The 11,140-nt window shown below is 68.6% G+C and carries 15 protein-coding genes; 5 read left to right on the top strand and 10 right to left on the bottom strand.

What is annotated here, in order from left to right; all coding sequences use genetic code 11:
- Positions 1 to 244: 244 nt before the first annotated feature.
- Entirely contained in the window at positions 245 to 1,108 is an 864-nt protein-coding gene (locus tag MET9862_RS12780; protein WP_142583336.1) for a glycoside hydrolase family 25 protein, read from the bottom strand.
- Positions 1,109 to 1,306: 198 nt separating this feature from the next.
- Between MET9862_RS12780 and MET9862_RS12775 the strand changes: the two genes are divergently transcribed.
- Positions 1,307 to 1,750: a DUF488 domain-containing protein gene (locus tag MET9862_RS12775; RefSeq protein WP_142583335.1), complete on the top strand. Its 444-nt coding sequence runs from the start codon at positions 1,307 to 1,309 to the stop codon at positions 1,748 to 1,750.
- A 78-nt stretch (positions 1,751 to 1,828) separates the two neighbouring features.
- Here MET9862_RS12775 and MET9862_RS12770 read toward each other — a convergent pair whose 3' ends face one another.
- From MET9862_RS12770 to MET9862_RS12750, 5 genes are all read right to left on the bottom strand, one after another.
- Positions 1,829 to 2,278: a DUF6894 family protein gene (locus tag MET9862_RS12770; RefSeq protein WP_142583334.1), complete on the bottom strand. Its 450-nt coding sequence runs from the start codon at positions 2,276 to 2,278 to the stop codon at positions 1,829 to 1,831.
- 104 nt (positions 2,279 to 2,382) lie between these two features.
- Positions 2,383 to 2,607, bottom strand: coding sequence for a hypothetical protein (locus MET9862_RS12765; RefSeq protein ID WP_244612696.1), 225 nt, complete (start codon positions 2,605 to 2,607; stop codon positions 2,383 to 2,385).
- A 134-nt stretch (positions 2,608 to 2,741) separates the two neighbouring features.
- Complete coding sequence (locus MET9862_RS12760; RefSeq protein ID WP_142583333.1) at positions 2,742 to 2,951, bottom strand: hypothetical protein; 210 nt, start codon at positions 2,949 to 2,951, stop codon at positions 2,742 to 2,744.
- Between the two features lie 11 nt (positions 2,952 to 2,962).
- Positions 2,963 to 3,607, bottom strand: a complete 645-nt coding sequence (locus MET9862_RS12755; RefSeq protein WP_438616612.1) for an acyl-homoserine-lactone synthase — start codon at positions 3,605 to 3,607, stop codon at positions 2,963 to 2,965.
- A gap of 147 nt (positions 3,608 to 3,754) precedes the next feature.
- Positions 3,755 to 4,486, bottom strand: coding sequence for an autoinducer binding domain-containing protein (locus tag MET9862_RS12750; protein WP_142583332.1), 732 nt, complete (start codon positions 4,484 to 4,486; stop codon positions 3,755 to 3,757).
- Between the two features lie 130 nt (positions 4,487 to 4,616).
- Here MET9862_RS12750 and MET9862_RS12745 point away from each other — a divergent pair, with 130 nt between their 5' ends.
- The 3 genes from MET9862_RS12745 to MET9862_RS29340 all read left to right on the top strand — a co-directional run bounded on the left by MET9862_RS12745 (position 4,617) and on the right by MET9862_RS29340 (position 5,896).
- Positions 4,617 to 4,883 carry a hypothetical protein gene (locus tag MET9862_RS12745; protein ID WP_142583331.1) on the top strand — a complete coding sequence of 89 codons (267 nt, stop codon included), beginning with the start codon at positions 4,617 to 4,619 and terminating at the stop codon, positions 4,881 to 4,883.
- Positions 4,884 to 4,994: 111 nt separating this feature from the next.
- Positions 4,995 to 5,237, top strand: a complete 243-nt coding sequence (locus tag MET9862_RS12740; RefSeq protein ID WP_142583330.1) for a DUF6894 family protein — start codon at positions 4,995 to 4,997, stop codon at positions 5,235 to 5,237.
- Between the two features lie 200 nt (positions 5,238 to 5,437).
- Positions 5,438 to 5,896 (top strand): hypothetical protein, encoded by a 459-nt coding sequence (locus MET9862_RS29340; RefSeq protein ID WP_185156851.1) that lies wholly within the window; start codon positions 5,438 to 5,440, stop codon positions 5,894 to 5,896.
- A gap of 5 nt (positions 5,897 to 5,901) precedes the next feature.
- On the opposite strand, the gene MET9862_RS12730 is transcribed toward MET9862_RS29340, so the two are convergent.
- From MET9862_RS12730 to MET9862_RS12715, 4 genes are all read right to left on the bottom strand, one after another.
- The gene (locus MET9862_RS12730; RefSeq protein WP_142583328.1) at positions 5,902 to 6,162 is read right to left on the bottom strand and encodes a DUF6894 family protein; all 261 of its coding nucleotides are present in this window, start codon (positions 6,160 to 6,162) and stop codon (positions 5,902 to 5,904) included.
- Positions 6,163 to 6,797: 635 nt separating this feature from the next.
- Positions 6,798 to 7,157, bottom strand: a complete 360-nt coding sequence (locus MET9862_RS12725) for a hypothetical protein (protein ID WP_142583327.1) — start codon at positions 7,155 to 7,157, stop codon at positions 6,798 to 6,800.
- Positions 7,158 to 7,357: 200 nt separating this feature from the next.
- The gene (locus MET9862_RS12720) at positions 7,358 to 8,491 is read right to left on the bottom strand and encodes a DUF2336 domain-containing protein (protein ID WP_142583326.1); all 1,134 of its coding nucleotides are present in this window, start codon (positions 8,489 to 8,491) and stop codon (positions 7,358 to 7,360) included.
- Entirely contained in the window at positions 8,488 to 9,294 is an 807-nt protein-coding gene (locus tag MET9862_RS12715; protein ID WP_142583325.1) for a response regulator, read from the bottom strand. Before MET9862_RS12715 ends, MET9862_RS12720 begins: the two co-directional genes overlap by 4 nt.
- 292 nt (positions 9,295 to 9,586) lie before the next feature.
- Between MET9862_RS12715 and MET9862_RS12710 the strand changes: the two genes are divergently transcribed.
- On the top strand, positions 9,587 to 11,140 hold the full coding sequence (locus MET9862_RS12710) for an ABC transporter substrate-binding protein (RefSeq protein ID WP_142583338.1): 1,554 nt from the start codon (positions 9,587 to 9,589) through the stop codon (positions 11,138 to 11,140).

Genomic DNA, 11,140 nt, shown 5'->3' with positions numbered 1-11,140 from the left:
ACGAGGCCGGCCACACGCGGCCCCCTCGTCCGCGGGACGCCGGGGAACTCGGTATCCGTACGCACATGAGTTTGGGTTCCGCGGCGTCCCGCGTCTCCCGCTCCAGCCATGCCTCCGGCGTCAGGCGACGCGCGGAGCCGAAGGCGCGTGGGGTCCCGGGTGTCGAGAGGGGTCACCCCTCTCGCGGGACCGGGCGGAGCCCGGAACCGGGTCTGCGCGGACCGGCCGCCGGCTCACTGCCGGCTCACTTGCCGGTGCAAAGCCCCTGCCGGGTGAGGTGGCCGTGGTCGCGCGGATCGCAATCCGTCGAGAGGAAGGAGGCCCATTCGGAGGGCGTGCCGTAGAAGGCGTTGCGGTCCACGTCGCCGCGCACGCCGGGCACGCGGCCCGTGGAGGTGAACTGCCAGAGCATCCACTTGCGATTGGCGAAGCGCTGCTCGGGCTCGGCCGCGGTGGAGCGCAGCCAGTGCGGATAGTCCGGCAGTTCGCCCTCGAGCACGTCCTTGTGGAAGGTGATGTCGGTGTAGATGATCGGCCGCTTGCCCGTGTACCGCTCCATCTCCTCCAGCATGTACTGGGTCATGGCCAGCGCCTGCGCCTTGGGCAGCTTCTTCGGACAGGTCTGCGAGTGGCCGTTCCACTCCACGTCGAGCACCGGGGGCAGGGCGGTGGGGTCGTTCGGGACGTTGCGCTTGAACCAGTCCATCTGCTCCTTGGCGGAGCGGCACCAGAACACGAAATGGTAGGCGCCCCGCGGCACGCCCGCCCGGCCCGCGCCGTCCCAGTTCTCGCGGAAGCGCTCGTCCACGTGGTCGCCGCCCTCGGTCGCCTTGATGAAGGCGAACTGCGTGCCGGCGCCCTTGACCGAGGCCCAGTCGATCGGGCCCTGCCACTTGGAGATGTCGATGCCCTGGATCGGGTGCTGCTTGGCGCGCGCCACGCCGGGATGGGGCTTCACGTCGCCCTTGGTCGGGTAGAAGTCGTTGCCGCCGGCGCAGGCCGCGAGCGAGGCGACGAGGGCGCCGGCCAGGATCCGCTTCGCGAGGCCGCGCAGGCGGCCGGCGGGACGGTCAGACGGCGTCAGGGACAGCTCGTTCCTCAGCGACATCGTTGCCCGCCACCTGCGAAATGCGCCACACAGAGGGGTATTCGATGCCCGCTGCGCAGTTAACGGACCTTTGCGACCATTGCGGCGGAATTCCGGAACCCGTTGCCGCACGGGCACATACGCCCTGCGCGGAGCCTCCGCGCGTCGTTGCCGGCCCGGCTAAGTCACGTCCTCGCAACGCATCTTCGGACAGGAACCGTGCGCAAGACCTTGTTCACCATAGGCTACGAAGGGCTGGAATCGCGGCAGCTCACCGACGCGCTCAAGGATGCGGGCGTGGGGCTGCTCGCCGACGTCCGGGCGGTGGCGAACTCGCGCAAGCGGGGTTTCTCGAAGGGGGCGCTGAAGGCCGGGATCGAGGAGGCGGGTCTCGCCTACGCGCATCTGCGCGCGCTCGGAACACCCAAGGCCGGGCGCGAGGCGGCGCGCGGCCACGACGCCGCGCTGATGCGCCGGATCTACTGCGAGGCGGTGCTCGACACCGCCGACGGGGGCCTCGCCCTCGACGAACTCGCCGCCCTGGCGGAGGCCGCACCGACCTGCCTGCTCTGCTTCGAGCGCGATCCGGAGCGCTGCCATCGGCGCGTGCTCGCCGAGCGCCTGGCGGCGCGCGGCTTCACCACGGTGGATCTGTTCGGCTGAATCAGGGCCTTGAGCCGGAAGGCGCCAGGGCTCCGCCCCGGCACCCCGCCAAAGGGATGATCCCTTTGGAAACCCGGATCAGGCGTTCGGCTCGAAGCCGAGGCGGAAGCGGGCGTTGGGCTCGCGGCGCCGCAGCAGGGCGACGAGCCGGGCCACGCCCACGAGGAGGTCGGCGGATTGCGCGAGGATCTCGGCCCGGAGCGGCGCCAGGGCGGCGCGCAGGCGCGCGAGGCGGGCCCGCGGCCGGACCGCCTCGGCCCGGCGCAGCGGCTGCGCCTCGGCGTCCGGCGGAGCGACGGGCACGTAGAGCGCCTCGAAGAAGGAGAGGTCGAAGAGCGGCGCCCCGCCCTCCACGGTCACCGCCAGCTCGGCGTTGAGCAGGCGCTGCTCGCTGCCATGCGCGGCCACGAGCCGGCGGACGACGACGCGCGCGAGGTCGCGGGCCTCGGCCTCGTCCTCGACCCACTGGCCCGTGCGCTCGGGGAGGTAGGTCTCGTCGAGGCGGATGTTGAAGAAGACGCGGATCATGATCAGGCACTCCCTGTTCATGCCGGCGGGACGGACGACCGCTCCCGCCCTGCGGAGAGGATGCGCGGCGCCGGTGCGCCGCTGCGTTCACTGGATGCGCGCTCTCAGGCGGCGCGCGGCGCGGACAGGTCGGCCTCGGCGGGTTCGGGGCTGGCCTCGGGCGCGCGGGGGTGGAAGGCATCGGCGAGCAGGGTCAGGCGGCGGCCCATGTCGCGCACCTCGTTGAGGGCGATGGACTTCTGCCCTTCCTTCACCGCCCGGGTGATGTCGCTGATCTGCGACGTGGCGATGCGCTTCAGCTCGGCGGCGAGCTGGTCCTTGGTCATCATCGGCTCGGGTTCCGGCTGTCCTGTCGGAACTCACCCTCGCGCGTTCACCGTTACCAGACGGTTTAAGGGCGGCACCCCGTCGCGGGGGTACCGCCCTAAAGCCTTGACGACGCTCTCTGTTTTTTCGGCGCTCGTCAGTCCGCGTGCCCGCCGCGCTCCGCGAGCTGGTCGGCGACGCGGCGCAGGAGATCCTCCAGCAACGCGCGCATCTCCGGCGATCCCTCGCGCGCGACGATCCTGTGCGCCTCGATGCAGATCTCGGCGAGGCGCTGCAGCCCGCGCTCGGCCTCCTCCGCATCCGTGACGGAGAGCAGCGTGCCCGACCAGGGACGTGGCGTACCCATGGCGCTCCCCCTCAGCTCGCGAGGCGGCGGCGGGCGGCGGGACGGGCGGTCAGCACGCTGGCCGCGTCGCCCCGGGTCTCACGCAGGCGCTTGAGGGTGCGGTGATCGAAGGCGGCACTCACGGCGACCGTGTCCTCGCCGGAGATCGGCTGCGGCAGGCCGAGCGGCGTCACGCGGAAATGCAGCTGCACGAGGCGCAGCAGCCAGAGCGGGTTCATCTCGATGACGATGGCTTCCACCCCCGATTCGAGTCCCCATTCCACGATCCCCGTCAGCAGGGCGCTCCCCACCGGGCTGAGGATGCGCCCGCGGTCGCGGTGGTTCCGGTCGACGGCGTAGCGGGTCCATTCCCAGACACGGGGACTGCAGGGTGGCTCGACCTCGCAGAGATCCGGCAGCACCGCGGTCAGCAGGTAGGGCCGGGTGGTGGGCAGCATGCGCTGGTAGCCGACCACCCGGCCCTCGTGCAGGGCCAGCATGTGCAGGGCGTGGTCGTCATCGAAGGTATCGATCTCACGACCATCCGGCCGGGCGAGATCCGTCCAGCGCTTTTCCTCGACGAAGACCTGATGGCGCAAACGATAGGCCTGTTCCATGGCTTCTGAATACTGCGCAGCATTCTCCGGGGTGACGATATGGATCACAGCGATCTCCATCTGATGGATGATCGCCAGTATCGGCAACCTCACGGATAGGGCACAGTCCGCGATCGCGTACCATGCGTGAGATTGAATGCCTGCCGCAAAACGGATTTTACCGCTTGCGCGCCGCGCCTCAGGCCAATCGAACGCGCTTTCGAAACCTCAGGTTATCAGGCCGCGCCGCATGGCCTCGGCGACCGCATGGGCACGGCTGGCAGCTCCGAGCTTGCGATGGACGGAGCGCAGATGCTTCTCCGCCCCGTGCTCTGAGATCGCCATCATCTCGCCGATCTCCCACTCGGACTTGCCGGCCGCGGCCCATTGCAGGGCCTCGCGTTCCCGCGGCGTCAGCTCGACCGGACTGCGCACCGGTCCCTCGCTCAGCAACACGGAGCGGCCGAAGGCGTAGGCGGCCACGAGCTGAAGCATGCCGCGCAGTTCGGGCGAGAGGTCGAGGCGTTCGGCCCCGAAGCTGAACCCGGCCACCCGTCCGTCGAGGGTGACGAGCGGCACCGTGAACCCCTGGCGCAGGCGGAAGCTGCTCGCCTCATTCATCACGCGCGTCGCCGCCGGGTCGCGGCGGTAGAGCGGCTCGATCTCGGACCACAGGAACGGCGTCGGGTCCGTGGTGAGACGGCGGATCGTCGGGTCACGCTCCAGATGACCCGCCTTGAAGTAGTGCTCGGTCCAGCCCCGCGGCGTCGAGTCGATCAGCACGTGGGCGGCCTGGCGGACGCGGGGCGTGCCAGGCATCGGGATCACACCCGCAAAGGTGCTCTCGACACCGAGGCGCGCCACGGCCTGCAACAGGCAGGCGTTCAGCGCTTCGGCGGTGGGCGCCCGATCGAAGGAGCGGAACAGGTCGTAGGTCAGGTCGACGAGTCGAGGCAGCATGCAGGCGCCGAATACGGAGAGGACACGCCCCGCGTTTCACACTATTCTCATTGCGCACGACTCTAGATTGGGCCGGCTTGGCCTGCAACGGCGTAAGCCGCCCCGCGTGGCGTTCGGAGGAGTTTTACAGGTGGAAGACGGCCCGGACTTCGACCTCGATCTCGGGCAGACCCTCCCGCGGACAGCCGATCTTCTGGGACGGATCGCCGCAATCCTGAGGCTCGAACTGTCGTACTTTCTCGGGGATCCGGACAACCCGGCTCCGCAGCCCGTATCACCACCGACCGACGAGCTTCGCGAGCTGCTGCGCCTGTTCCATGCAATCGAGGACGCGGATACCCGGCGCGCGGCCATCAACCTCGTCCGTCTTCTTCAGGCGCGCGATGGCGAGGCCTGATCGACGAACTGGCGCGACGAATCTGCGCAGACCAAGCGTCAGACCTTCTGTACCGTCGGCGAGCACCCATATAACGTGGGATAATTTCCCACGATCACGTGATTCGGACGGATGCCGCGCTATTTCATCGACCTGCACGACGGCGCGACCTTTGTGCGCGACACAGTCGGCTTCGATCTGACCAACGAGGCGGAGGCGCGCGAGCGGCTCGTGCGGATCATGACCAAGATCGCGCAGGGCCTCACGCCCGCCCCGGATCGGCAGGATTTCCTGGCCGTGGTCCGAGACGACACACGGCAGGTCATCCTGCGCGCGCATCTCTCCCTCGACATCGAGCGTGTCGCGGTGCCCTGAGCTACCAGCAGACGCGCGGCAGGCGCCGCTTCCAGCGCTCGCCGAGGCGGAGATCTTCGCCCTCTCGTCGCGAGCGGCGCGATGCCCGCTCTGCCGTCTCGGGCTGAGACGGCAGAGCGGGCTGGACGCTGGCGACGGGCGTCGCCGGCGGAACCTCGATCACGGCAGCCGGCTTCACCTTGGCGGAGCGGGATGGCGCCTTGGGTGCGGCCTCGGCCTTTGGCGCGGCTTGGCGCACCGCGACGCGCCGAACCCGCGGCAAGGGTGCCTCGGCCGACTCGACAGCCACGGGCTCCGGCTCGGCGACCGGCGGCGGAACCAAGCTCGGCAAGATCCGCCGCGGCTCCGGCCGCTCGGCCCCGGAGGCCGGGGCCGCCTCGAACAAGCGAGCCGCCGACCGCTCGGACTTGTTCTCAAGAAGCGCGGCGCGAACGGGAAGAAAGGCGGGTGCTTGGCGCCCGCGGGCCTTGGTCTCGACGGTGAACGACCGCCGCACGCGATTGCGTGACATCGTCGGGTCAGATCTCTCGATTGGAAAGACGCGCGTGCGCGCTGCAAACGACATGGAACGCAACGGACAGAATGTCGAGGACTTCTTGACAGATCATCTACAAAAAAGTGGTTTCGATGCCGAGGAGCGGCTTTTTTCGCGCCCGTGATCGCGTCAATGCAAGGTCGTGTCCTTCCGAGGCGGCAGCGTCACGGCCTCGGAGAAGGGGAACTCAAGCACGATCTCACCCGCCTCGTCGGTCACGATGAGGCACGCGCTCATCAGCCGCGCCTGACTCGCCCGGTCGCGGGCCATGACGGATCGAGCGGTAGCGCGCGCCTTTTCCCAGGCTGCGTCGGCATCGGGCAGCTCGATGCCTTCTGGATCGGTCACCCGGTCCTGTCCGATCTCGGTGTGGAAAAAGTAGCGCGGCATGCTCGTCACCCTGCGGCTCTGAAGCCCAGATGTGGTGACAGCGCCGGCAGGGTGCGAGGCGGCAGGGTCCTAGGTCTCGCGCGCCCTCCGCGCGCTCTGAGGATCGCTCGACCACTCGGGGGGATGCGGGCAGGGACCGCAGGCGTCTGCGCGCCGAGCTACCGTTTGGGGCTGGGAGCCGGTCATGCCGGCCGCGATCTCGGCTTGGTCTTCGCGACCGCCTCGCACCCGCGAAGGCAATCTGCCGCATGGCACCGGGTCAGGCCTCGATCGATTGACCTCCTGCCACGGCCTGATCGTCCGAGGCAGGAGGTCCGCGCCATGTCTCTGGCCCTCATCGTCATGCTGTCCGGTGCATTGGGCGCCATTCTGATCACCCTGGCTGCTCGCCCCGCCGCAGACCGCTTTCTGCACTGGTGAGGCCGCGCGGATCCGCCGCCCTGCAACCTTGCCGCATCCACCGGGTTGGACCGTCGACCCGTCAGAGGATTTCACCATGGAAGCAGCGGTGATGATCGCCGGCGCCGTGGGCGCCGCGATGACCCTGGTTTACCTGATGCCCGGGCTCGATTCGTATTTCGATTGGGAATGATCGCAGTGGCGCCGTTCCGGGCGCCCTCGGCTGCAGACCGGTCTCAGGCCGGACCGGTGTGCGGGATCTGATGGAGGGACGCGAGGGCACGCGCGGCGGCCACCTCAAGGTCGCGGACCTCGCGGTCGGGTGCCTCCGACCGGTCGTGCTCCATCAGCCGGCGGCTCGCGCCGGAAAGATCGGTAAAGCCGAGCATGCCGGCCATGGCGACGAGCCCATGCGCCTCCCGGGCCAGCCGTTCGCCATCCGCCGGAACCGTCCGGACCAGAGCGAGACCGGCCCGGAGATGGGCTTCGAACAGGCCGAGAGCCTCACCGGTCCGTACGGGCCCGAGCAAATCGACAACTTCGCCGTAGACCGACCGATCCCAGACCGGATCCGTTCCGTCAGTTTCTTCCGGCATGACCGCCTTCCGCCTTCCCGGCGTCGAATCGAGCCGCTCGAACACGTGGCGGCTTCGTTCGGGACGACATGCACGCAGGGGATGCTTAACGGACCGTTAAACAGTCGAAGGAGGGGGCTGGAAAACCAGCCCCCTCGCCTTCGCGTGCCACAACAGGGGAACACGGCCGGCTCCGACTTCCGTCACGGCAACGCGGAGGCTCATTCGGGAAGCGATGCGAGGTAGGCGGTCCGGCCCTGCAGCGCCATCCCGTAGCGGACGAGCCTGCGCGCCGAACCGGGCCCAAGATCCGTCATCAGGCGATGTGCGGCCACGAGGATGTCGAGGGGGATCGCATCGCGGAAGCGGGCGTTCAGCAAGGCCTTGAGGGTCGACCAGGGATAGTCAAGGCCGCGCAGGATGACGGAGAGTGCGGCGACGTCCTCGGCATCGTAGGCGGCGACGAGCGGGGCGATCTCCAGTTCTGCCCCCTGGGCGAGGGCGGCGAGCACATCCTCGATGCGCCGCAGCTCGAGCCACCGCTCCAGGCGCGCGGGCGCGGCGGCGGCTGCGAGAAGATCTGCCGCATCCGCCATCGACGCATCGAACCGGGCGCGCCGAGCGTCCTGAACGGGCATGGCGAGAAGGGCGGCGATCCGAGCGGGCAGGGCACCCGCGACGTCGGGCTCAAGATCGGTATCGCCCGCGAGCGCCGTCTCGGCCCGCCTGAGCGCGAGCTTGGCAAGGTCCGCACGGTACGAACCGGGCAGATCGCTGCGCGCGCCCAGACGCACCGCGACCTCTTCCGACACGGCGGCGTGGCGCATCAGAAGCGGCAGGTTTCCTGGCGCCACCATCGCGGACGGATTGGCGAGCAGCGCAGCGGCGACGCCGGCATCCCCGAGTCGGATGAGGACGTCGCAGAGCGGAGCGCCGAGACCGGTGCGCCGGGCGATCGCCGCCCGGTGCAGGTCGCCGCAGGCGGTGGCGACGGTCTGGAACCAGCCGTCGTCGAAGCTGCGGCTCTGCGTGAGCACCGGCCCTGCGACGTCGATCGAGCCATCCTGCGCCAGAAGACCCGCGGTCCGCGGCGGCGCCCGCCGCAGCTCGGAGACCCTGATCGCGAAGGCGCGGCGGGCCGGCTCGTCCGCTTGGGATAAGAGCCCGGTGAGGAGGAGGTCGTAGTCAGGCTTGTCCGCGGCAGGCAGCCGCGACCAGCGTTTGGTCAGCAGGTCGGCCGAGCGGCGCACGAGCTGCGACTGTCGGGTCCGGTCACCGCTCTCGATCGCGGCCTGGATGTCGCTGACCAGCGAGTCGATGTGCGGCTCTCGCTCGGCGAGACGCATCGGCCTCATGCGCCGAGGGCCTGTGTGCCGGCCGCCTCGGCCTGCAGCGCCTTGACGAGATAGGGATGCCACAACCCGAAGGCGTCGTGAATCGTCCGGTCGATGTCGGCAAAGGTGAAGGGCTTTCGCAGGTAGCCGCAGGCGCCGAACGTATCGAGCTGTCGGGCCGGCACGGCAGCGGCCGAAAGGCCCATGAGCAGGATCTTCGCCTGCCTGTGGCGATCGCTGACCTGGCAGGCGACCTCGAGCGCCGGCATATCGGGCAGATCGGCCTCGATCAGGGCCACGTCGAAGCTGCCGAGCCGGGCGGCGCGTAGAGCCACGCTGCCGCGCTCGGCATCGACGATCTCGAACGTGAAGTGGCTGTCGCGCAGGAGCCTCCGGATCAGCGTCCGGACCGCCGCGCGGGGCTCGACGACGAGGAGGCGTAGTTCCCGGCGGATCACGTTGCTCGCTGCGAGAACGCGAGCGACATGGCGCTCGTTCAGCGGCTTCAGGAGAACGTCGTAGGCACCCACCAGACGCGCGACCGCGGGCCAGCGCGGAGCGAGCACGTCGGACAGCAGGACAATCATGGCGCCGCGCCCGCGCCGCTCGCGCCAGGCAGCGAGGGAGGTAACGTCTGTCCCAGGCAGGGTCACATCGACGAAGACGAGATCGACGGCCTCTTTCTCAAGGGCTGCAGCGAGTTCCCGCCCATTGCAGGCCTCGACGATCTGCACGTTCAGGTTGCTCGCGGCGATCGCTTCGACCAGATCGAGCCGTGCTTCCTCGTCGGAATCAGCGATCAGGACAGTCAAACCGGCCTTCATGGCCAAAAATTCCCGCGGTGAAATTGCTCGATCGGTCGACGATTACTGGGCCAGGCTTAATGCGGCGTAACCCGCCCTTGCGGCCGGGTAACCAAAAGAGCGAATTCCGTCCACGCGGAGGACAGGGGAGGAGGCGGACGAACCGCGGGGCGGCCTGTTGCATGAACGCTCCGCCTGCTGGCACAACTCCCGCATCCGGGCGCCGGCCCCGATCGGGGGCGCCAGCACGATGCAGAGGCGGTGTGACGCTGTGACGAGTTCCCTGAAGAATGCCCTGCTCGCCCTCGGCCTGATGGTCGGCCTCGGCGCCGCTCCGGCCGAGGCACAGAATGTCTTCCGCTTCGCCTTTCAGGGCGACATCAAGTCCCTCGATCCCTACTCGCTGAAGGAAAGCTTCACGATCGGGATGCACGGCGCCGTCTACGAGTCGCTGATCACCCGCGACAAGAACCTGAAATACGCGCCCCAGCTCGCGGAATCCTGGGAGACGCCCGAGCCCACCCGCTGGCGCTTCCATCTGCGCAAGGGCGTCAAGTTCCACGACGGCTCACCCTTCACCGCCGACGACGTGATCTTCTCGGCCAATCGCGTGCGGGCGCCGGGCTCGAACTTTCAGACCAACGTGCCCAGCGACGCCGAGTTCGTGAAGGTCGACGACTACACCGTCGACATGAAGCTCAAGACCCCGAATCCGATCGCGATTGCTCAGTTCTCGACCTGGTATATCATGTCGAAGGCTTGGGCGGAGAAGAACAACGCCGTCCAGCCCTCGCCGCCGACCGCGACCTCGCCGAGCTATGCCGCGCTCCACGAGAACGGCACCGGTCCCTTCGTCATCGCCGAGCACCAACCCGGCGTGCGCACGGTGTTCAAGAAATTCCCCGGCTACTGGGACAAGGTCGAGTCGAACATCGACGAGGCGGTCTTCACCACCATCGGCAACTCGGCGACGCGGGTGGCCGCGCTCCTCTCCGGCGAGGTCGACTGGATCGATCCGGTGCCCCTGCAGGACCAGCCGCGCGTGGAATCGAGCGGCAACGCCGTCGTCATGGCCGGCCCCGAGCTGCGCACGATCTTCCTCGGGATGGATCAGAGCCGCGACGAGTTGAAGGATTCGAGCGTCAAGGGCAAGAACCCGTTCAAGGACAAGCGCGTGCGCGAGGCCTTCTACCTCGCCATCGACGAGGACACGATCGCCAAGCGCGTGATGCGCGGCCAGGCGACGCCGTCGGCGATCCTGATCGCGCCCTCGCTCTACGACCGCTCGGGCGAGATCAAGCGCCCCGCCTACGACCCGAAAAAGGCCAAGGCGCTGCTGACGGAAGCGGGCTACCCGGACGGCTTCACGCTCACCATGGATTGCCCGAACGACCGCTACGTCAACGACGAGGCGATCTGCCAGGCGGTGGTCTCCATGCTCGCCCGCGTCGGCGTGAAGGTGAACCTCAACGCCCAGCCCAAGGCCAAGTACTTCGCCAAGGTCCTGGCGCCGGGCTACGACACCTCGTTCTACCTGGTCGGCTGGACGCCCTCCTCGCAGGACAGTCACAACATCCTCTACGAGATCGCCGGCTGCCGGAACGATCCCAAGTCGGGCCGCGGCGGCTGGAATCTCGGCAATTACTGCAACCCGAAGATCGACGAGATCGCCGACAAGGTGGAGCAGGAGACCGATGCCAAGACGCGCGACGCCTTGATCAAGGAGGGCTTCGACACCATCCAGGCGGATTGGGGCTACATCCCGCTCCACCAGCAGGCGCTCGCCTGGGGCGTTTCGAAGAAGGTCACGCTGGTGCAGCGGCCCGACAACATGCTGATGCTCTACTGGGTGTCGAAGCAGCCCTGA

This window comes from Methylobacterium symbioticum (assembly GCF_902141845.1).
In the GTDB taxonomy this organism is placed as follows: domain Bacteria; phylum Pseudomonadota; class Alphaproteobacteria; order Rhizobiales; family Beijerinckiaceae; genus Methylobacterium; species Methylobacterium symbioticum.
The sequence above is the reverse complement of the archived record's forward strand: the minus strand, read 5'-3'. Positions and strand labels throughout refer to the sequence as shown.